Source organism: Flavobacterium algicola, from assembly GCF_022399565.1.
GTDB classification, from domain to species: domain Bacteria; phylum Bacteroidota; class Bacteroidia; order Flavobacteriales; family Flavobacteriaceae; genus Flavobacterium; species Flavobacterium algicola.
The window spans coordinates 729,433-751,644 of record NZ_JAJTUT010000002.1 but is presented as its reverse complement, the minus strand read 5'-3'; the positions used below and the strand labels follow the sequence as shown (position 1 = coordinate 751,644).

The following is a 22,212-nucleotide window of genomic DNA, read 5'->3' as shown; positions in this document are numbered from 1 at the left end:
TTATCCCTGTCAGAGTTTTAGACTGTGATAGAGATGTTTTAGAATCCTGATGGTTTTAAATGTAATCCAGTGCTTTCATCGAGTCCAAACATTAAATTCATGTTTTGAACCGCTTGGCCTGAAGCACCTTTTAATAAATTGTCAATCACCGAAGTGATTAAAATCCGGTTTCCTTTTTTTAATAAACTAATGATACATTTGTTGGTTTGTACTACTTGCTTCATGTTGATGTTTTCGGTAGTTATAGTTACAAACGGTTGGTCTTTGTAGAATGCGGTGTATTTGGCAACCAAATCGTCCAAACTTTCTTCTGACTTCGTGTAAAGCGTTGCGAAGATACCTCTAGGAAAATCGCCTCTGTTGGGTACAAATAGCAATTCGTCTGAATACGATGCCTGCAACTGATTGATGCTTTGATTGATTTCGCCCAAATGTTGGTGTTCGAAAGCTTTGTAGTGAGAGAAGTTGTTATTTCTCCAACTGAAATGCGATGTTGCGGATAAGCTTACACCTGCACCTGTACTACCTGTTGTGGCGTTGATGTGTACATCGTCGGCCAACAAACCGTCTGCTGCTAGCGGCAATAAAGCCAGTTGAATAGCTGTTGCAAAACAACCTGGGTTTGCAATGTAGTTGGCGTTTTTAATATCGGTTTTATTCAATTCTGGTAAACCATAAACAAATGATTTTCCATTAAATTCTTTGTCTTTGGTCAAACGGAAGTCGTTTCCTAAATCGATAATTTTGGTCGTATCAGAAAATTTGTTGTTTTCCAAAAATGAGATTGATTTTCCGTGTCCTAAACACAAGAAAAGTACATCCACATTTGGGTTAACAGTATCGGTGAAATTCATTTCGATATCGCCCATCAAGTCTTGGTGTGCAATTGATAACGGTTTTCCAGCGTTTGTGGTACTGTAAATAAAATCTAGTTTTGCATTAGGATGAAACATTAAAATTCTAATTAATTCTCCTGCTGTATATCCTGAACCTCCAATTATTCCAATAGAAATCATACTCTTTTGTTTTAGGTGAATAAATCTGAATTCGTTTATTCTAAATTATATTATTACAGAATTGACACCTTATTGAAAGCGGTCTATTCTTATTGTTTGCGTGAGGGATAGGAGCGGTATCCTTTTTTGAAGTCCCGAGGCTTCGGGACTTCAAAAAAGATAGAGCGGATAGCCCGACCCGTAGTTTTTACGGAGGGTCACGCCCAAATCCTAGACCTTATTATTCGTAAGTTTCGTTGTTTACTGCCGAAAATATGTTTTGAGCATTACCCAAAATTTTGATAAATCCTTTGGCATCGTCAGATGTCCAAGCGTTGTTCATTTCGCCATATTGACCAAAACTGTTGGTCATTAAGTCATTGTCAGACTCGATTCCGTCCAACACAAAATGGTAGGGTCTCAAGGTTACAAAGACTTTTCCGTTTACATTTTTCTGCGTATCTTCAAGAAACGCCTCGATGTTGCGCATCACAGGATCCAAAAATTGCCCTTCGTGGAAAAGCATTCCGTACCAGTTTCCTAGCTGCTCTTTCCAGTATTGTTGCCATTTTCCTAGAGTGTGTTTCTCTAATAAATGGTGTCCTTTAATGATGATTAGCGGGGCAGCAGCTTCAAAACCAACTCTTCCTTTGATTCCGATAATCGTATCACCTACGTGCGTATCTCTACCAATTGCATACGCATTTGCTAGTTTTTCTAAAGTAACGATGTTGTTTGACGGTTTGTCTTTTTTACCGTTGATGGCAATTAATTCTCCTTCTTTGAACTCCAGTGTTACTTTTTCTTCTCCTTCTTTTATCAATTGAGAAGGGTAAGCTTCGTTTGGCAACGATTGGTGTGAAGTCAAGGTTTCTTTTCCTCCAACACTTGTTCCCCAAAGTCCTTTATTGATCGAATACTGTGCTTTTTCCCAAGAGTAGTGTACACCGTTTTGGCTTAAATAATCTACTTCTTCTTGTCTTGATAATTTCAAGTCACGGATAGGAGTGATGATCTCAATTTCTGGTGCGATGGTATGGAAGATCAAATCAAAACGTATTTGGTCATTTCCTGCACCTGTACTACCGTGAGCGATAGCAGTTGCTCCAATAGATTTTGCGTACTTGATGGCTTCAATTGCTTGAAAAACTCTCTCAGCACTAACAGATAATGGGTACGTGTTATTTTTTAAGACATTACCATAAATTAAATATTTGATGGCTTTATCGTAGTATTTGTCTACAATAGTAAGGTTGGCATGTTTTGCACTACCTAACTCATACGCACGCTCCTCAATATCGTTAAGTTCTTGATCGTCAAATCCACCAGTATTGATTAATACGGTGTGTACTTCAAATCCTTTTTCGTTTTTTAAATATTTTAGGCAATATGAGGTGTCAAGACCTCCACTATAAGCTAATACTACTTTTTTCATCATTTTTATTTTTGGCTACGAGCGTTTACGCAGTAGCTGATTATTATTGAATGTTGCTTTTTATTTTTTTTCGGTGATACTCAACAGTATCGCTTGTTTGATGGCCTTTAATCTGTTTAAGACTTTGACGTTAAACGGATGTTTTGGCGGGTCTTTTGGTTTTTCTTTTGGGTCGTATAGCATACCTGTGCACAAACACAATTTGTTGTCTTTGCTCTTTAATATTTCAAAATTTGTACAGGTTTGGCATCCGTTCCAGAAACTTGGGTCACTTGTTAGTTCAGAGAAAGGAACGGGTTTGTATCCTAGATCTGAATTTATTTTCATAACAGCAAGCCCAGTTGTGATTCCGAACACCTTAGCATTTGGATATTTTTTAAGGGAATAATCAAAAACAAAAGATTTAATTTTTTTGGCTAATCCTAAATTTCTAAAATCAGGATGCACAATTAAACCAGAGTGTGCTACAAATTTTCCGTGTTGCCAAACTTCTATATAACAGAAACCAGCAAATTTACCATCTGCCAATGCAATCACTGCATCTTTATTAAGCATCTTTTTTTGGACGTATTCAGGCGTTCTCTTAGCGATTCCTGTACCTCTCAATTTGGCGGAAGTTTCTATCGTATCACAAATTTCTTGTGCATATTTGAAATGCTCTTCCTGAGCTATTAAAATATCAATATTCATTTAATAATTGATTTATTTCGTTGTGAGACAAATTTTGATTATTTCTGGAGTTATCAATAGTTACAATAGCATTATGAATCCATCTAGATGAATACAAAACTTGACTATAAATATTGTTAATAGGATTTGTTAATCCAGTGCTAGATAACAGTTGCAATTCCAAAGCAAAAAAAGTGAAAAATGAGTAAATGATGATTGAGCCAAACATAGTAGATACTATACCAATAGTATCCGTACCTCGGGAGAGGTAACGGGTCTGTTCATCCGTGAATTAGAAGAAATATGTACACGTTTATTAATCATAAAACAAAAGTACAATTTTTTTTGAAAGGGAGCGGTATGAAATAGGTTTTTATAACAATATTATCGTTATCTGTTGTATCTTGTAGTTTTAAAGAGATTTCCTTATAGATTGGACAAAGATCCAACAATTTTTTTCAGAATTAATAAATATAACCACAGTTCATTTATCGTTTTCACTTAGACATTAAAAAGAAAGTAATGAGTTTTCAGAGATAATTTAATTATTAGTCACTAAATATATTTATTTTCAGAAGTTTTTATAAGATTTGTATGTTTGTAATGCTTAAAAACTATCTTTAAAACAAAATACAACATAAGTAGATGTAGTGCTGTTATGGAGAATAATTTGAATTTTTATAAAAATATAGCAAAGAATAATTTGCCTCTGACTGAGCTTCTAAAAGATGAAAACTTATTTTCGAATGTTCCATCTAATTGGTCTGTTGTGGTGACAGATATCGAGAACTCAACAGTTGCTGTCAATAAAGGTCGCCATAATGATGTAAATTTGAGTGCAACAGGCAGTATAATCACAGTTTTGAATACATTAAAGAGTAATAATAGTTCGGTCAAAATCCCTTATTTTTTTGGTGGTGATGGTTCTACATTTATAGTGCCTAATGCCGTTTTAGAGCCCATCCTGATTGCTTTAAATAAATACAGTCAACACATATTTACAACCTTAAAATTGCAGCTTAGAGTTGGACATCTTGAAGTAGAAAAAGTTTATGCCAATCACATAAAATTAAAAATTACAAAATTAAAGCATAACGAATATTTGACTACTCCTGTAATATTAGGTAATGGATTAAAATATGCGGAGCGTGTTATTAAAGATCGCTTTGAAGCCACAAAAATACAAAGTAAGGATGACAGCGATCTAAATCTTGATGGAATGCAATGTAGATGGGATGAGATTTATCCGAACCAATCTGACAAAAAAGTAGTTTGTTTACTGGTAGATTGTAACGATGAAAATATACAGGCCAAAATTTATGGTATTATAATGAGAGAGATTGACTTCATTTTTGGAAATCTTGAAAAACGTAATCCTATATCAGCTCTTAAGTTAAAGTTGAATACTTCATTGGCAACTATAAGAAAAGAGATGAAGGTAAAAATAGGGAAGTATAAAGTCACATATTTAATTAGTAATTGGTTTATGACATTGTTCGGAACTTTTTATTTCAAATTCTTTCAAGCAGGAAAACTATACAAATACCGAGTTACTCAATTGTCTGATACCATAATGCTGGACGGATTTCTTAATACAGTTATTTCTGGAACAGATGAACAAGTGAGTCGATTGAAGATTTTACTTGATCATTTGGAAGCAAACCATAAGATTATTTATGGTATACATATTACACATGCTTCGATTATGTCATGTTATATTGAAGATAAAGAGAAAAAACATATTCATTTTGTCGATGGAACAGAAGGTGGCTATACAAGCGCAGCTATCATGTTTAAAGACAAAATGAAAAAATTACAAAATGAGAAATTGTAAAGTATTTTATTTTAATATATTTTTTGTTTTTCTCCTTAATTCAAGAATATGATTATTTAATTCTTTGGTAAGTAAATCAAGTGAAAGTGCGGAAGCCTTAATGGCATCTAAAATTTCAATGCTTTCTTGTTCGTCTTCTACAGGAAAATCTAAAAGTTGAACAAGCCCCAAAATATTAGCAATTGGCTGTCTTACTCTATGCGATGTAAGAAACATCATTTCATCGGTACCACTAATATATTCTTTATGATGTTCCTCTCTTTTCTTTAGTTCTAAATTTACAGCTATTAATTCTTTGGCTCTTTTTTCTTTTTCACCATTTTGGTAAGCAAGTTCTTTGTTAGCTAGTATCAATTCTTGAGATCTTTGTTCTTTTTCACAATTTTGAAAAGCTAGCTCCTTATTGGCAACTATCAATTCTTGTGCTCGCTTTTCTTTCTCTATATTTTGATAAATGAGTTCTTCATTGGCAATCACTAATTCAGCCGCTCTTTTTTCTTTCTCAATATTCTGAAAAGCAAGTTCCCTATTGGCAACTATTAATTCCTGAGCGCGCTTTTCTTTCTCAATATTTTGATAAATAAGTTCTTTGTTTGCTAATACTAATTCAGCTGCCCGCTTTTCCTTCTCACAATTTTGATAGGCAAGTTCCTTATTGGCAATTATGAGTTCTTGTGCTCTTTTTTCTTTTTCAACATTCTGAAATATAAGTTCCTCAGTAGCAATTGCCAACTCAGCTGCTCTTTTAGCTTTTTCAACTTTATGAAAGGCAATTTCTTTATGCGTAATAATTAACTCAGCATCTCGATTCGCTTTCTGATTATTTGCGTTTGGAGGGGAGGGGTTAATTATAAGAACATTTTTGGTTAGTTTATTTTTATCCATGACTGCCAATTTTAATTTGTAAATAAAAATCTATAAAGCTTTCTATTTTTGAATTTTGAAGAAAATCATTATGATTACATTCAAAACAAAAACAAAACAACAATTGTAGTGTATAAGCTCTGAGCACGTTATGAATAATTAATCAACTCTAAATAACTATTGAGTTATAAAAATAGATTAATTTTATTATAATAATCAAAAAAGTATACAAATTTGACTATTATAATAACAGTAAGGTGCAATTTAAATTTTTATTTACTGTATTGAAAAACCGTTAAGGACATTTTCATTGTACCAGAAGGGATCGAAATTATCTTCTGCGAGTTCACAAGACACTAAAATATTGCTAGAGGATGCGTTTCCAAAAATACTTGCAACTGCAGCATCTGCAGCATCTCTACCATTTGCAATTTTAACCAGACTATTTAAAGGAACTAATTGCGTTGCGTCAAATACAATCCAATTTCCGCCTATGTATGCTTCAAAACAAGCATGAAAATCAGGTGGTTGTAAGGTATATGCATAACAAGTAAGGTATCTAGCAGGAATGGATAAAGCACGGCATAAGCTAATTCCCAAATGAGCAAAATCACGACAAACACCAACACGATCGGTGATCGTATCTAGAGCGGATGTTTGAGAATTTGTACTTCCGCTAACATATTCTACATTATTGTGTATCCAATCTGTTATGGCTAGTACTTTTGAGTAGATATTTTCGATATGACCAAATTCCTTAAAAGCTAATTTTTGCAATTTATCGGATTGGCAGTATCTACTTGGAAATAAGAACGGAATAATATCTCCATCTAATTCTGCAACTGGAACGTTTTGAAACTCTTGACGTTGGTCATAAATAGTATAGTTGGTTTCAACGGTAGCGTCATAGGATATTGTAAAAGTGGTGTTTCCTTGCGATTTCAATCTAAGAAAACGACCTGCACCTGAATTATATGAGAATTCTTCAACTTCAAATTGAGGATTTAAAGTTAAAGATTCAGTAAGAATTTGTTGGCTATTATTACGTATAGCATGAATATTAAATATGAAGGTAGTGGGTATAGCTACATTATATGTTATTTCGCTGTGAACTTTGAATTTCATCTGAGTAGGATTTAGATAATTTATAATTCTATTTATTGTTGACTAATTTGTCGTCTAATTTATCAAAAGTGGTGTCAAGCCATTCTTCAGGTAATTCATCAAGAGCTGATTTTAATTTTTCTGCCCATAGATCAGAAATATTAGAAAGCTCTTTTTGATCGTATCTCTTTTCAAACATTTCAAAAGTGTCTTTTTTGTATAATACTACATCTATCGGGAAATCTACATTGTTGGCACTCACACGAGTGGAGTCGAATGATAAAAAACCTGCTTTTAAAGCTTCTTTCATTGTTGTGTCTGGATTGATAATTCTATTAAGAATAGCTTTACCTTGCCCCGAATTACCAATGATTACATAAGGTGAACCTTCGTCAAGTTCAACCCAATTACCTTCGGAATAAATAAGGAATAATTTCTGAGTAGCATCGTCTTTTAATTGTCCTCCAATAATAGTATTTAAATTGAATTTTAAACCACCACTTAGCAGTGAAGCTTTATCCTCTTTAGCAACACGTTTTATTTGATCTCCAAAAGAATTAACTACTTGATATAATTTTGTGTAACTCTTAGTCTCTTCTGATAATTCTTGAAAATAATTGATTGCTTTATCGCGTACCGAGCGAAGTCCACTTGTCATTATAAAAACAGAATGATCTTGGTATTGCTCTACATGAACTTTTTTCTTAATAGAAACATTTGATCCGGCTGTGATGCAGGTGTCAGCAATTGCTATTAGACCTTCTTTTACTTTAATCGCAAGACAGTAAGTCATAAATTTTGAATTAAGGGTTTGATAGTATTTAATCGAAAGCTAATAACTTAATATTAGACTCATAAACTTTCAATGCGAAAGTAGCGCATTTTGCAATATTCAATATTACACTATTATCTAATCTTGTTGTAAGATTACAATAATTGGTTGTTTAATAGTTTTTTACAATTAGAAAATATATACCTCATAAGCACGACTGCGTGAGGGATTGAAGTAAGCTACCAAAGTAGCACTGAAAGCCCGACACAGTAAGTGAAGGGGCCTAATCAACTCCCAGAATGTTAGGCCCCTTTTCTTGCTGTGGCACGCCCAAATAAGTCAGTTGATTTTTAAACCATAATTTGTTTTAAAAACCTTATGATCTAGCATTCTAAGAACTCAGGATTTTTTTGTACTTTTGCCCAAATTTTATAAATAAAGAACATTCATGTTAACAGTTAATAATTTATCAGTTCAGTTTGGAAAACGTATTTTGTTTGATGAAGTGAACACGACCTTTACGCACGGTAATATTTATGGGGTTATTGGTGCCAATGGTGCTGGAAAATCTACCTTTTTAAAAATTATTGCAGGAGAAATGGATCCTACAGCTGGCCATGTACATTTGGAACCAGGGAAAAGGATGTCGGTTTTAAATCAAAATCACAACAAATTTGACGAACATACAGTGCTAGAAACAGTATTGATGGGAAACAAAGTTCTGTATGCCGTAAAGAAAGAAATGGATGAGTTGTACTTGGACTACAATGATAAAAATGCCGACAGGATAGGGGAGTTGCAAGTACAATTTGAAGAGATGAATGGCTGGAATGCTGACTCTGATGCTGCTGCGATGTTGTCTAACTTAGGTATTACCGAAGATAATCATTATACTTTAATGGCTGATTTGGAAGGTAAAATTAAAGTACGTGTCCTTTTGGCGCAAGCTTTATTTGGCAATCCTGATTTGTTGATTATGGATGAGCCGACCAATGACCTTGATTTTGAAACGATTGCTTGGTTGGAAAACTTCTTGGCAAATTATGAGAATACAGTAATTGTAGTATCGCATGACCGTCACTTTTTAGACTCCGTATGTACACATATATCTGATATTGATTTTAGTAAAATCAACCATTACTCTGGTAATTACACTTTTTGGTATGAGTCTAGCCAATTAGCAGCAAAACAACGTGCGCAACAAAACAAAAAAGCAGAAGAGAAGAAACAAGAATTAGAGGAATTCATTCGTCGTTTTAGTGCAAATGTCGCGAAGTCAAAACAAGCGACTTCACGTAAAAAGATGATTTCAAAATTGAACATTTCGGAAATTAAACCTTCTAGCCGTCGTTATCCTGCGATTATTTTTGATCAAGATCGTGAAGCGGGGGATCAAATTTTAAATGTTCAAGGTTTGAAAGCTATTGTAGATGGAGATCTACTTTTTGAAGGGGTAGATTTAAATATGGCAAAAGGGGATAAAGTGGTAGTTTTTTCGAAAGATTCGAGAGCGACTACTGCTTTTTATGAAATTTTGAATAACAATCTAAAAGCGGATGCTGGAACTTTTGACTGGGGTGTGACTACAAACCAAGCGTATTTGCCTGGTGACAACCATAGCTTTTTTGAAAATGATTATACGCTAGTTGATTGGTTACGTCAATGGGCGAAGACAGAAGAAGAACGTGATGAAGTATATATTAGAGGTTTCTTGGGGAAAATGATTTTTTCTGGAGAGGAAGCTTTAAAAACGAGTCGTGTATTATCTGGAGGAGAAAAAGTACGTTGCATGCTGTCTCGTATGATGATGGAACGTGCTAATGTATTAATGCTTGATGAACCAACCAATCACTTGGATTTGGAATCAATCACCGCTTTTAACAACTCTTTGAAAAATTTTAAGGGATCTTTACTTTTTACAACGCATGACCACGAATTTGCTCAAACGGTGGGAAATAGAATTGTAGAATTGACACCAAAGGGAGTTATTGATCGCTACATGACATTTGATGAATATCTAGATGACGAGAAAGTTCAAGAATTAAGAGTTAAGATGTATTCTTAATTTTTTATTATACTTAAAAGTAAAGCCTCCTAAAAAATTCTTAGGAGGCTTTTTTAATATCGTCGTATGTACTACTTTTTACCAAACATTTTACTAACTAACCATAGACCTAGAATAATTATTGCAACAACAATAAATATTCCGAATCCCATTCCAGCTTTAAAAATGCTCCCGATTGCTTCACAACTTGTAAAAAGAGATAATATTACTAATAGTGTAGCGATTTTTACAGTTAAATTTTTCATAGTATATTTTTTTTGAGTGTTATTTGTTTGTTTTATTTTTTGTAAAATTACCTTAATACACTTTCAATTTTGTTATAGAATTTTAGCAAAAAGTTATGAAATTCTATAAATAGCAATTTCTACGCAGCGATCTTGTTAAAGAAATACAAGGGAAAATATTTTAATGTTTAATAGCTAAACCATATTTTGTATATTTGCTAGACAAACACTACTATTACTATGACTCAAAAAGTATTGCTCACTTCTAAAGAAGTCAATATCATTCTGCATCGTTTGGCTTGTCAACTCATTGAGAATCATTTAGATTTTTCGGATACTATTTTAGTCGGAATTCAGCCTCGAGGAACATTTTTGGCAGAGCGACTCAAAACCTTATTGGAAACGGAATACAAAACTCCAGAAATTCAATTAGGTTACTTGGATATCACTTTTTTTAGAGATGATTTTCGCAGAACCGAAAAACCCTTAGAAGCTAATAAAACTAAAATAAATTTTATAGTCGAAAATAAGAAAGTCATCTTCATTGATGATGTCCTATTTACGGGAAGAAGCATTCGTGCGGCATTGACAGCTATTCAATCATTTGGACGACCGTCAGAGATTGAGTTACTAGTATTGATAGACAGACGTTTCAGTCGAAATTTACCAATTCAACCTGATTATAGAGGGCGCCAAGTAGATGCAATCAATGACGAAAAAGTAAAAGTAAACTGGAAAGAGAATGATGGTGAAGATTCGGTTTGTTTGATTACAAACTAATTAAAAATTACCATCTAACTCATAATTTAAGGATATATAAAAATGAAAGAATTAAGCGTAAATCATTTATTAGGAATCAAGTACATTAATAAAAATGATATTGATCTTATTTTTGAAACAGCCGATCATTTTAAAGAAGTTATCAACCGACCAATTAAGAAGGTTCCATCGTTACGAGACATTACGATTGCCAATATATTTTTTGAGAATAGTACAAGAACCAAATTGTCATTTGAACTAGCACAAAAACGTTTGTCTGCAGATGTAATTAGCTTTTCGGCAGCACAATCTTCCGTTAAAAAAGGAGAAACATTAATCGATACTGTAAACAACATATTATCAATGAAAGTTGATATGGTTGTTATGCGTCACTCTAATCCAGGAGCAGCTTACTTTTTGTCAAAAAATGTTAAGGCTAGTATCATCAATGCTGGTGATGGTGCACACGAACACCCAACGCAAGCGTTGCTTGACAGTTACTCCATTCGAGAAAAACTAGGTGATGTCGCTGGTAAAAAAGTAGTTATTGTAGGTGATATTTTGCACTCGAGAGTAGCGCTGTCTAATATTTATGCTTTGCAAATGCAAGGAGCAGAGGTAAAGGTTTGCGGTCCAAAAACATTAATTCCAAAACACATTGAGTCACTTGGTGTACAAGTAGAACCCAATTTAAGAAAAGCATTAGAATGGTGTGATGTCGCCAACATGTTGCGCGTCCAAAATGAAAGAATGGATGTTAATTTTTTTCCATCAACGAGAGAATATGCCCAGCAATACGGAGTCGATAAAGCATTACTTGATTCCTTGGATAAAGAAATTGTAATAATGCATCCAGGACCTATTAATAGAGGGGTCGAAATTACATCAGACGTTGCTGACTCACAACAATCTGTTATTTTAAATCAGGTCGAAAATGGAGTTGCTATCAGGATGGCTGTCATATACTTATTAGCGTCAAAAATTCAATAAATAGAACAATCAGTACAAAACTCCAACTTTAAATTAAATCAGATGAAAGTAGATCAAAAAGGACATACGATTACCATTAAAGAAACTCAGGGTGATTTCACTGCTTTCTTATTAAAGGTTACGCACCAATATAAAACATATCAAGAGCATAATTTAATTATTGACTTATTACCAAATAAAGAAATAACGATTGATAATATTAAAGAATTAAAAGCTTTATCTAAACAACATAAAAAAGCGAAAAAGTCCTTTGTAATTGTTGCAGACGGTATTGATTATAATGCTGTTTCAACCAAGTTAACTGTTGTTCCTACTTTACTAGAAGCAAATGATATTATAGGGATGGAAGAAATTGAAAGAGATTTAGGATTTTAATTTATTGTTCGAAAGTAGTATGACACTATTATCAACTAAATGGATATAGCATAACCGTTATAGTCAAATCAGTTAACTGCTAAAAGATAGTCATTGCACTCATTACTACAATTTTTATCAATTTCCTCAAAAATGCTGATTTCAATTATGTAAATTCATTTCATTTACGATCAAAAATCTATAGTGTTTACTTAACAATACAATGAAACTAACAATACTAGGTTGCTATGCTGCCACACCTCGAACATTAACCAATCCTACGTCACAAGTTCTTGATATTAAAAACCGTCTTTTTTTAATTGATTGTGGTGAAGGTACTCAAGTGCAATTGCGAAAAAATAAGATTAAATTTTCCAAAATAAATCATATTTTTATCTCACATCTTCATGGTGACCATTTTTATGGATTGATCGGTTTGATATCAACTTTTAGTTTATTAGGGCGAACAACTGATTTACATGTATACGGTCCCAAGGGAATTAAGGAAGTCACGCTATTACAACTAAAACTTTCAAACTCTTATACCAATTACAATTTGTATTTTCATGAATTAGAATCTAAGAAAAGTGTTGTCTTATTTGAAGATGATAAAGTTATAGTAAGAACGATTCCTTTAAAACATCGCGTGTATACAAATGGTTTTTTGTTTGAAGAGAAATTAGAAAAAAGAAAATTAAATATAAGTGCTGTCGAGAAGTTTAAAATTGAAACCTGCTTTTATCAGAATATAAAGAACGGTAAAGATATAACCTTGGATAGTGGTGAAATTATTGTTAATGCGGATCTTACATTTGATCCTGAAGAACCTATGAGTTATGCTTTTTGTTCTGACACGATGTATACTGAAACCATTATACCACTTATCGACGGAGTAGATGTTCTATATCACGAAACTACATTTTTAAATTCTGAAAATGAACTAGCAGTAAAAACAATGCATTCTACAGCTGTTGAGGCAGCTACAATAGCTAAAAAAGCCAACGTAAAACAATTAATTCTTGGACATTATTCAACGCGTTACGAATCGATAGATCTATTTCAAAAGGAAGCGGAAAGTGTATTTAATAATGTTCTTTTAGGAGACGATGGTAAAAGCTTTGAATTTTAAAAATAAGTACGTTGCGTAAAACATTTTAAAAAGGTAGATCAAACTAATAGCAGTGACATTAATAGCACTCACTAAAATAAAATAAATATGAATGATTTAAGTAATTATAGAAAATCATATGAAAAAAGCGAATTATTAGAATCTACTATTCCAGAAGATCCTATTAATTTATTTAACAGATGGTTTCACGAAATAGAAGATTTTGGTGGTACTGAAGAAGTCAATGCGATGACTGTTTCTACATTTGGCTTAGATGGTTTTCCAAAATCGAGAGTAGTATTATTAAAAAAGTTTTCAGAGGATGGATTTGTGTTTTACACTAATTACCATTCAGAAAAAGGGAAAGCGATTTCAGCGAATCCTAAAATATGCTTGTCATTTTTCTGGCATTCTATGGAACGTCAAGTTATTATTAAGGGTATCGCATCTAAAGTTCCTGAAAATGTTTCTGATAATTATTTTGATTCAAGACCTGATGGAAGCAAGTTAGGAGCAATAGTTTCAGATCAAAGTGAGGTAATACCATCAAGAGAATATTTAGAAAAAGAACTTAAGAAATTAGAAGTTGAATTTGAAAACAAAGAAATATTGCGTCCAACTCATTGGGGCGGATTTATTGTAGAGCCTATTGAAGTAGAATTTTGGCAAGGTAGACCAAATCGACTACATGATCGTATTCGTTACAGCCTCCAAGAAGATTACTCTTGGAAAGCAGAGCGAATGGCTCCCTAAATACGTCCTATTATTTTTAAAAAATGAGGGTTATATCGCTTAAAGTGATATAACCCTCATTTTTTTTAGACTTATTTAACTGATCTCTTAAAAATTATAAATAAATAGATTAAAATTTTTAAAATAGGCTGATTTTGTAAGATTTTATACTATTAAGGATTTAATAATTGCATTTTATCGGATTAATTGTGTTTTTAAACGGTATTATGTGTAAGTTTGAAATAAGAAAGTAAAAGTTATACAATTATAAAATAATCGTCTTTTAAAGTGTTTGCCCCACATCTACTTTAAGCTTAAACTACTAAATTATGAAAGCAACTCTACTTCGTATCACATTATTAGCTTCAGTTATATTTACAATGAATTCATGTTCATCAGACGCTTCAGAAAGTGCAGATCAAACTGCGACAGAACAAAGTGCAAAGGTTGTAAATTATAGTTATAATGAAACTGAAATAGCTACGATGGATTTAATTAATGAGTACAGAGTGAGTGTTGGTTTAAATGCATTAGAAAGAATTAATCATATATCTTTTAAATCAGAAGAACATGATGATTACATGATTACCAACAAAGTAGTGAATCATAATGATTTCGTTTCTCGTTCAGAAAACATAATCAAAGTGCTAGGAGCATCAAGAGTAGGAGAGAATATTGCCTATAATTTTACAACTCCAGAAGCTGTAGTTGCTGCTTGGTTGAATAGTCCTACTCACAAAGAAAATGTAGTTGGGAACTATACACATTTTGGAATAGCTATTAAAGCTGATCCTGTTACAGGAAAAAAATATTACACGAATATTTTTGCGAAAATTTAATGTTGGTTATTTAATTTTATATTTAGTTTTTATTTTATTTGTTTAGGAAGTAGTAGTAGTAAAATTGCCAAAATCGAAAGGTTTTGGCAACTTTTTTTATTTTAAAAAGTACTAATTAGACTACTTTGAAAAAAGATTTATGTATTTCAACGATCTTTTTGTGTTTTTTATCGATATTTCTATATATATTCTTATATTTGAAAAAGTAATAATACAATATCCACGATTAAAGTTTTTGCCCCACATCTACTTTAAATTTAAACTACTAAAATTATGAAAACAACTTTACTACGTATTGCCATATTAGCCACAGTTATATTCACCATGAATTCATGTTCATCAGACAGTTGGGAAAGTGCAGATCAAACTGCAGCAGAACAAAGTGCAAAGGTTGTAGATTACAGTTATAATGAAACTGAATTAGCTACAATGGATTTAATTAATGAATATAGGGTAAGTGTTGGTCTAAATGCACTAGAAAAAATTAATCATATTTCATTTAAGTCAGAAGAACATGATGACTATATGATTACAAATAAAGTAGTGAATCATAATGATTTTGTTTCTCGTTCAGAAAATATAATTAAAGTTCTAGGCGCATCGAGAGTGGGAGAGAACATAGCTTATAATTTTACAACTCCTGAAGCAGTTGTTGCTGCATGGTTGAATAGCCCTACTCACAAAGAGAATGTAGTTGGGAATTTTACACATTTTGGAATAGCTATTAAAGCTGATCCGGTTACAGGAAAAAAATATTACACGAATATCTTTGCAAAAATTTAAATTTAGTTTGTTTATTTTATATTTATTTGTTTATTAGAAAAAGGTTGCCAAAATCATATGATACTGGCAACCTTTTTTATTATTAATTAAACTAAAATTAAATCAACTTTTCTCAAAATTTCCTGCGAACTATTGTTCTCTTTAATAGGACAGTTAATAACAGCTAAAAAAAGATCAATTAAACCAATAAAAAGGTTTTTCAATTGAAATGCCCCCAAAGAGTTCGATACTCTTTGGGGGCATTTTTATGGCTAACTTTTTTTTACTATTTAATAAATGCTAGGATATTTTGACGGATTACTTTCATGCATCATTGCGTGCACTTTTTCGTAAATATCTTCTATCGATGGTTTAGAGAAATAATCACCATCAGTTCCATATGCTGGTCTGTGAGCCTTGGCCGATAAAGTCTGTGGCTTACTATCAAGAAACTGGTAAGCATCTTGTTCTTCGATTATTTTTTGTAAAATATAGGCAGAGGCACCTCCAGGTACATCTTCGTCAATAACAAGCAAACGATTGGTTTTGCTAATACTTTTTACTACATCATGATTGATGTCAAAAGGTAATAATGACTGCAAATCTATTACTTCACAACTGATTCCAACTTCAGCTAATTCTTTTGCAGCTTCCATTACCAAACGTAACGTGGAGCCATAGGAAACCAAAGTCATATCATTTCCTTCTTTTATAGTCTCTACAATACCTATAGGCGTTTTAAATTCTCCATAATTATTTGGAGTCCTTTCTTTTAAGCGATAACCATTTAGGCATTCGATTACAATAGCTGGTTCGTCACTTTGCATTAGAGAATTATAAAAACCAGCAGCTTTAGTCATATTTCTAGGAACCAAAACATGAATTCCTCGTACGGCATTAATGATCATACCCATCGGAGAACCAGAATGCCAAACACCTTCTAGACGATGTCCACGTGTACGTATGATTAAAGGTGCTTTCTGTTTTCCAAAAGTTCTATATTGCAGAGTAGCTAAATCATCACTTAAAATCTGAATTGCATATAGCAAGTAATCCAAATACTGAATTTCGGCAATTGGTCGCAAGCCTCTTAAAGCCATACCGATACCTTGTCCTATAATTGTTGCTTCACGTATACCCGCATCGGCTACACGTGCTTCACCAAATTTTTCTTGTAAACCTTCTAATCCTTGATTAACATCCCCAATATTCCCAGAATCTTCTCCAAAGATTAAAGATTCAGGATATTTAGTAAAAATAGCATCAAAATTATCTCTAATGATCATACGTCCATCAGAATCAGGAATTTCTTCTTCAGAAAAAGTAGGCTCTACTTCTTCGACAGAAAATACATTAGACTTTGATTGTGAGTGCAAATGAGTACTGAAAGCTGTTTGGTATTTTTTACTAAAATTAGCCATCCAGTTCATCAATTCTGTTTTTTCGCCACCTACTGGCAATAGTCGTAAAGATTTACGAGCAGCGACTAATATTTCTTTCTTCAGTGGTTCTTTTGTTCCACTTAAATTTTTTGCATGAGTCAATATCACATTTGGATTTGTAGAGACAGAAGCTATTTTCTGTAATAAATCTACAAGTTCCTTTTGTTCATTAATAATAGGAGAGATAAAAGCATTCCAAGCTTTTTTCTTCGCTTCTAATACTTCTTTCTTAGCGTTTAGATCAATAGCATCCAATTCTTCTGGTGAAGCAATATTGATTGCAATCATCCACAAACGCATCTGACGCACACAATCATATTCTTTTTCCCAGTCTAAACGTTCTTTATTTTTGTAACGCTCATGTGAACCAGAGCTTGAGTGACCAAGTGGCTGTGTCAATTGTTCGACATGTATCATCACTGGTACATGCTTTTCACGCGCAATAGCATCTGCCTTTTGATAAGCAGCGATTAAGTCGGTATAATCCCAACCTTTCACTTTTATAAGTTCTAAACCGTTTGTATTTTGTTCTTTTTGAAATCCTTTTAAAATTTCAGAGATATCTTCCTTGGTAGTTTGATGTTTAGCATGAACTGAAATACCATATTCATCGTCCCAAATACTTATTACCATTGGAACTTGCAAAACGCCTGCTGCATTGATCGTTTCAAAAAACACACCTTCAGTAGTACTTGCATTACCAATAGTTCCCCAAGCAATTTCGTTTCCTTTATTCGAAAAATTTTCTTGATTCGGAATTGTATCGAATTCTCGGTAAATTTTTGACGCTTGTGCCAATCCAAGTAATCTTGGCATTTGAGCAGCAGTAGGAGAGATATCGGCACTAGAATTTTTTTGTTGTGCTAAATTCTTCCAAGAACCATCTTCGTTCAAACTATGAGTTACAAAGTGACCACCCATTTGACGACCTGCGGACATGGGTTCATCATTTATATCTGTATTCCCGTATAAGCCAGCAAATAGCTGTTCTACAGTTAATTGACCAATGGCCATCATAAAAGTTTGATCACGATAATACCCAGAGCGGAAATCACCATTCTTAAAGAACTTAGCCATGGCAATTTGTGGTAATTCTTTTCCGTCACCAAAAATTCCAAATTTAGCTTTACCTGTCAACACTTCTTTACGCCCCAATAAACTACATTCTCTACTAGTGATAGCAATAGTGTAATCTTTCAGGACTTCGGTTTTAAAATCATCGAATGTTAATGCAGTATTGCTCTTTTCTTTTATCATCATTTATGAAGGTATATCTTAGTTCTGCAAATTTACTTAAAAACTAGGGAAATTCATAATGCAATAAAAGAAATATGATTTTAAAATTCTTAATTTTTTTATAGAATAATGATGGTATTATTGTTTATTTATTTCATTTAACAGATTTAAAAAACATATAGTGTAAAAATAAGCGTCTTTTTATGGTAATTCTAAAACCACTTTCTGCTAAAAAGATTTAGGACAACTTTGGGCGAGAAAGTAACTATAAATCTTATTTTTTCATTGTAATTTTTGCCGTTAAATTCCCAACCATTTGAAGAATAAACCGGAAGATAAAGTTCTAAATAGTCAGTGACCAAGTTAAGACGAATTCCGCTATCAAATAAAAACTGATTTGGACGGTTGTTATTTTTTAAAAAACCAACGTCACCATAAACTTCAACCCAATTCCAAATAGAATATCCGCCATTTAAAGCTGTAATCCATTGATTTGCAAATGGAGTTCCGAGCTTTGATTTGAATCCTCCCTCAGCTATAATTAATTGTTGGCTGTAAAATCCTTTATCTTCAGATCTTCCGTAGTAATTGTAGTCAAACATATAATCGGTAGGTCGGTCCAGTGAAAAACTAAAATAATCTGAATCTGTCTTGTTGTGTAAAAAGCTTGCCGCATAGAATCGAAAATTTATTTGACGGTTGTCTTCAAATAATTTTCGATAAGAAACTTCGACAATAGCTTTACTAAATTTGCTTGAAGCCTGAATCTCTGACATAAAACTCAGGTGATTAGTTACCTCTGTTTTTGTGTTAAAATATTTTGCATTAAAAATAGAATAGTTTTCAATGTTATCAGAAGGAACAATATTGCTATGTTCTTTATTTACAATTAATTGTCGAAGATAAATTGTTTCTTTTCTATTGTCTCTGTAATTGTCTTTGTTTCGAATTCGAACTAAGACAGAAGGAGTAAATTTTAAATAAGCAGCATCTGGTGCATAATGATAGTAGGAACCAGATAAGGTGTATCTCGCATTGTACAACGCACTATTACGGTAATTCTGAATTACAGAAAGTGCTCCAGAACCTGAAAGTGTTTCAGATTTGGTCGAATAAGAAGGAGTTAAGTCGAAAATAAACGGCTTGTCTAATATTGTTTTATTGTGTAAACGCATTCCCAATATTAATCCATCATATAAATTATACTCTACTGTAGGTACATACAACACTTGATTATAGTATGGATCCTCCAAATCTTTCATGAAGACAAATTTAACCGGACGATTATTTGGAAAAAATCCTTTTAAGGACTTCCAATTGTTCCTCAAATTATATTCTGGAACTTCATTTTTATAATTAATGACGATTTTATCCACTTCATTCCTACTAATTGAATAAATACTATCTTTCTCCTGAGGATGTATCCATTTTTTAAAAATAACCTCGCCATCTCTCAACCCGAAAATAGGCACAGGAACGACAAATCCAGTTTTATTTCTTATCGAAAAAGAAAGGCTATCCTTCGTTTTTGTAACATTCGAAAACTTATAATCAATTGCATTTCTAGAATTGATGATAGTACTAAAGAACCAACTGATATCTTCATCTGAATTACTTTTTAAAATTTTTTCAAACGTACCTTTTTCGATTGCCGTACCGCTGCTGGAGGAATAGAGTTCTTTAATGCTTTTTTCTATTATGTTTTTTTCTAAATAATTATCTAAATAGCGTAAACTAAGACCTGCTCGGTATTTACTAGCAATTTGTTCGTTGAACTTTATTAAGTTATTTTTTGGGGTAGATAATGGTTGGTCCAGATTTTTTCGAGCCATTAACATATAAAAATAACTATACTGTTCATTAAAGTCAATGTTGGTTAAATTATAACTTTTCAATAATTTATAATTAGCGGCACTCCCCAACATTTTTGTATCAGGATGATTACCTTCAATATATTTCATCATCGTATAAACTTGAATCGCATCGTGTATCCAAGCTTCTTTCCTCTCATCTAATGCCAAGCTATTTTTTAAATAAACATTTAAGAAAGCTTTCATAAATTTAATTTCGTAATTAAAAGTATCTGAAAATGGTCTAATTATCGACGGGAGCTGATTTAAACCGTAAAAAGGACTACGCTCATAATCTGTCTGTGTAACAACAATTTTCTTAAATGGGTATTGGCCGATGTTATCATTAGCATATTGAGCAATGCAATTTATGATTATTGCTTTTTGATCTTTGGATAATTTAGCGTCGTCAATATTGGTAACAATTTCTAAATCATTATTATAATAACTTTTAAATTTAGAATCTACTGCTACAAGCAAGTTAAAGTCTAACCGATTTTTACCTTGTAAAGTATAAGTTTTATACCCGTATTCTTCAGAAGCCAGATTATTATCTAAATCTGTCGTGACCGTATATTTGACTGGTACTTTTAGCGAAATATTAAAATCGGATATTGCATTTACTATATCGTCTAAGTTTTCATTGTTATATCTTATAAAGTTGTGATTAGAATAACGAGCTGGTGTTATAAACCAATTCTTCAAGATCATATTATCATTAGAATCATAACCAAATTTGGTAAAAGTGTCACTAGGAACTTTTACTACATATGTCAAATTAAGTGTAATTTTTTGATTTGGTGCTAATTTTTGTCTTAGTCGAATATGAATAGCATCCGGTACATCCGTACTTCTTTCCCATGCCAAAAATAATTTGTCTGGATCTACAATTGTGATATTTTGAGTGCTACCGCGTTCTTCTTCTTTGGCAAGATGAAAACCTCGATAAAATTCGTCAGAAAATCTTCGGGCCAAAGCGCTATTTATATTCGAATATGCATTGTTCCAGTCATTTACAACAATTGCCGTAAGCGTATCTGTTGATTCATTAAAATAAGTAAGTTCTTGTTGCACATTTAACACATGGGCATATGTATTAACTTCGACCACCATCTTTGAATGATGTTGTCCGTACTGTTTTGTGCAGTATAGGACTGCAAAAGCAAGAAAAACTAATTTGATGGTTATTTTCAATTGGGTTAGTTTAAGTTCTACTAATATAGCAATCAAAAACTATTTAAATGGCTTTGAATGATGCTTTTCGATAATTTAATATACGAAAAAAAGAAGGGAAGGGCTTTAAAATAAAAAAGCTGCTCGTTACAAGCAGCTTTTCAATTAAAAATTTGGTTTTAAATTGTATTTTTTATAGAAGTTCTCAAGAACAAGAACAACTTCTTCTGCAGTATCTACAATTTTTATCAGGTTTAAGTCATCTGGGCTTACGGTTTTTTCAGTTTCGATTAAAACTGTTTTAATCCAATCTACCAGTCCCGACCAGAACGTACTACCAACAAGTATAATTGGAAACTTAGCGATCTTTTTTGTCTGAATTAGTGTTAATGCTTCAAACAATTCATCCATTGTTCCAAAACCACCAGGCATTACTACAAAACCTTGCGAATACTTTACAAAAATCACTTTACGTACAAAGAAATAATCAAAGTTTAAATTTTTATCAGTATCGATATAAGGATTAAAGTGCTGCTCAAAAGGTAAAACTATATTAAGTCCTACAGAAGGAGATTTTGACATGTGTGCTCCTTTATTACCTGCTTCCATAATTCCAGGTCCACCACCGGTAATAACACCGTAACCAGCTTCACCAATTTTAAAAGCGATATCTTCTGCAAGTCTATAATATGGTTCATCTGGCTTTGTTCTGGCCGATCCAAATATGGTTACACATGGGCCGATGCGCCCCATCGTTTCGTAACCGTTTACAAATTCGGCCATGATTTTGAAAATTGCCCAACTATCATTTGTGCGTATTTCATTCCAAGATTTTTGTTTTAATCTATCTTCTATAATTTTATCTTCGTCGTTATCAAAATCTTCGAGTCTCATATATTTTTATGTTTTAAATTAATAATTTGAAATGTTGTTGTCACAGCAAAGTTATATTTGCTAAGAGCAAGTATGACCTCACGATTAAAGGAATAAAATCGGAAAACCAAC

General features: G+C 32.7%; 19 protein-coding genes. 9 read left to right on the top strand and 10 right to left on the bottom strand.

Annotation, left to right across the window (positions count from 1 at the left end; genetic code table 11):
* Positions 1–38: 38 nt before the first annotated feature.
* The 3 genes from argC to LXH21_RS09860 form a co-directional block, all read right to left on the bottom strand.
* Complete coding sequence (gene argC, locus LXH21_RS09870; RefSeq protein WP_239865325.1) at positions 39–1,016, bottom strand: N-acetyl-gamma-glutamyl-phosphate reductase; 978 nt, start codon at positions 1,014–1,016, stop codon at positions 39–41.
* Positions 1,017–1,236: 220 nt separating this feature from the next.
* On the bottom strand, positions 1,237–2,430 hold the full coding sequence (locus LXH21_RS09865; protein ID WP_239865323.1) for an argininosuccinate synthase: 1,194 nt from the start codon (positions 2,428–2,430) through the stop codon (positions 1,237–1,239).
* A 60-nt stretch (positions 2,431–2,490) separates the two neighbouring features.
* A complete protein-coding gene (locus tag LXH21_RS09860) occupies positions 2,491–3,120 on the bottom strand; it encodes a GNAT family N-acetyltransferase (protein WP_239865321.1) in 630 nt (209 codons plus the stop codon).
* A 637-nt stretch (positions 3,121–3,757) separates the two neighbouring features.
* Between LXH21_RS09860 and LXH21_RS09855 the strand changes: the two genes are divergently transcribed.
* Positions 3,758–4,933 (top strand): DUF3095 domain-containing protein, encoded by a 1,176-nt coding sequence (locus LXH21_RS09855; RefSeq protein WP_239865320.1) that lies wholly within the window; start codon positions 3,758–3,760, stop codon positions 4,931–4,933.
* 6 nt (positions 4,934–4,939) lie between these two features.
* On the opposite strand, the gene LXH21_RS09850 is transcribed toward LXH21_RS09855, so the two are convergent.
* The 3 genes from LXH21_RS09850 to LXH21_RS09840 all read right to left on the bottom strand — a co-directional run bounded on the left by LXH21_RS09850 (position 4,940) and on the right by LXH21_RS09840 (position 7,694).
* Complete coding sequence (locus tag LXH21_RS09850) at positions 4,940–5,818, bottom strand: histidine kinase (protein WP_239865319.1); 879 nt, start codon at positions 5,816–5,818, stop codon at positions 4,940–4,942.
* 255 nt (positions 5,819–6,073) lie between these two features.
* On the bottom strand, positions 6,074–6,922 hold the full coding sequence (locus LXH21_RS09845) for a transglutaminase-like domain-containing protein (RefSeq protein ID WP_239865318.1): 849 nt from the start codon (positions 6,920–6,922) through the stop codon (positions 6,074–6,076).
* Between the two features lie 28 nt (positions 6,923–6,950).
* Positions 6,951–7,694: a hypothetical protein gene (locus LXH21_RS09840; protein WP_239865317.1), complete on the bottom strand. Its 744-nt coding sequence runs from the start codon at positions 7,692–7,694 to the stop codon at positions 6,951–6,953.
* 427 nt (positions 7,695–8,121) lie between these two features.
* On the opposite strand from LXH21_RS09840, the gene LXH21_RS09835 reads away from it, so the two are divergent.
* Positions 8,122–9,738 (top strand): ABC-F family ATP-binding cassette domain-containing protein, encoded by a 1,617-nt coding sequence (locus LXH21_RS09835; protein ID WP_239865316.1) that lies wholly within the window; start codon positions 8,122–8,124, stop codon positions 9,736–9,738.
* Positions 9,739–9,809: 71 nt separating this feature from the next.
* On the opposite strand, the gene LXH21_RS09830 is transcribed toward LXH21_RS09835, so the two are convergent.
* Positions 9,810–9,983, bottom strand: a complete 174-nt coding sequence (locus LXH21_RS09830; protein ID WP_239865315.1) for a hypothetical protein — start codon at positions 9,981–9,983, stop codon at positions 9,810–9,812.
* Between the two features lie 219 nt (positions 9,984–10,202).
* Here LXH21_RS09830 and pyrR point away from each other — a divergent pair, with 219 nt between their 5' ends.
* The 7 genes from pyrR to LXH21_RS09795 all read left to right on the top strand — a co-directional run bounded on the left by pyrR (position 10,203) and on the right by LXH21_RS09795 (position 15,527).
* Positions 10,203–10,742, top strand: coding sequence for a bifunctional pyr operon transcriptional regulator/uracil phosphoribosyltransferase PyrR (gene pyrR, locus LXH21_RS09825; protein WP_239865313.1), 540 nt, complete (start codon positions 10,203–10,205; stop codon positions 10,740–10,742).
* 42 nt (positions 10,743–10,784) lie between these two features.
* On the top strand, positions 10,785–11,711 hold the full coding sequence (locus LXH21_RS09820) for an aspartate carbamoyltransferase catalytic subunit (RefSeq protein ID WP_239865311.1): 927 nt from the start codon (positions 10,785–10,787) through the stop codon (positions 11,709–11,711).
* Between the two features lie 42 nt (positions 11,712–11,753).
* Positions 11,754–12,086 (top strand): ribonuclease Z, encoded by a 333-nt coding sequence (locus LXH21_RS09815; RefSeq protein WP_239865309.1) that lies wholly within the window; start codon positions 11,754–11,756, stop codon positions 12,084–12,086.
* Between the two features lie 202 nt (positions 12,087–12,288).
* Positions 12,289–13,194, top strand: coding sequence for a ribonuclease Z (locus LXH21_RS09810; RefSeq protein WP_239865307.1), 906 nt, complete (start codon positions 12,289–12,291; stop codon positions 13,192–13,194).
* 87 nt (positions 13,195–13,281) lie between these two features.
* Complete coding sequence (gene pdxH / locus LXH21_RS09805) at positions 13,282–13,926, top strand: pyridoxamine 5'-phosphate oxidase (RefSeq protein ID WP_239865305.1); 645 nt, start codon at positions 13,282–13,284, stop codon at positions 13,924–13,926.
* 308 nt (positions 13,927–14,234) lie between these two features.
* Positions 14,235–14,744: a CAP domain-containing protein gene (locus LXH21_RS09800; RefSeq protein ID WP_239865303.1), complete on the top strand. Its 510-nt coding sequence runs from the start codon at positions 14,235–14,237 to the stop codon at positions 14,742–14,744.
* Positions 14,745–15,017: 273 nt separating this feature from the next.
* Positions 15,018–15,527: a CAP domain-containing protein gene (locus tag LXH21_RS09795; protein WP_239865301.1), complete on the top strand. Its 510-nt coding sequence runs from the start codon at positions 15,018–15,020 to the stop codon at positions 15,525–15,527.
* 269 nt (positions 15,528–15,796) lie between these two features.
* Here LXH21_RS09795 and LXH21_RS09790 read toward each other — a convergent pair whose 3' ends face one another.
* The 3 genes from LXH21_RS09790 to LXH21_RS09780 all read right to left on the bottom strand — a co-directional run bounded on the left by LXH21_RS09790 (position 15,797) and on the right by LXH21_RS09780 (position 22,101).
* Positions 15,797–18,205, bottom strand: a complete 2,409-nt coding sequence (locus LXH21_RS09790) for an alpha-ketoacid dehydrogenase subunit alpha/beta (protein WP_239865778.1) — start codon at positions 18,203–18,205, stop codon at positions 15,797–15,799.
* Between the two features lie 191 nt (positions 18,206–18,396).
* Positions 18,397–21,228, bottom strand: a complete 2,832-nt coding sequence (locus tag LXH21_RS09785) for a gluzincin family metallopeptidase (protein ID WP_317208791.1) — start codon at positions 21,226–21,228, stop codon at positions 18,397–18,399.
* A 144-nt stretch (positions 21,229–21,372) separates the two neighbouring features.
* Positions 21,373–22,101, bottom strand: a complete 729-nt coding sequence (locus LXH21_RS09780) for an LOG family protein (protein WP_239865299.1) — start codon at positions 22,099–22,101, stop codon at positions 21,373–21,375.
* Between the last annotated feature and the right edge of the window lie 111 nt (positions 22,102–22,212).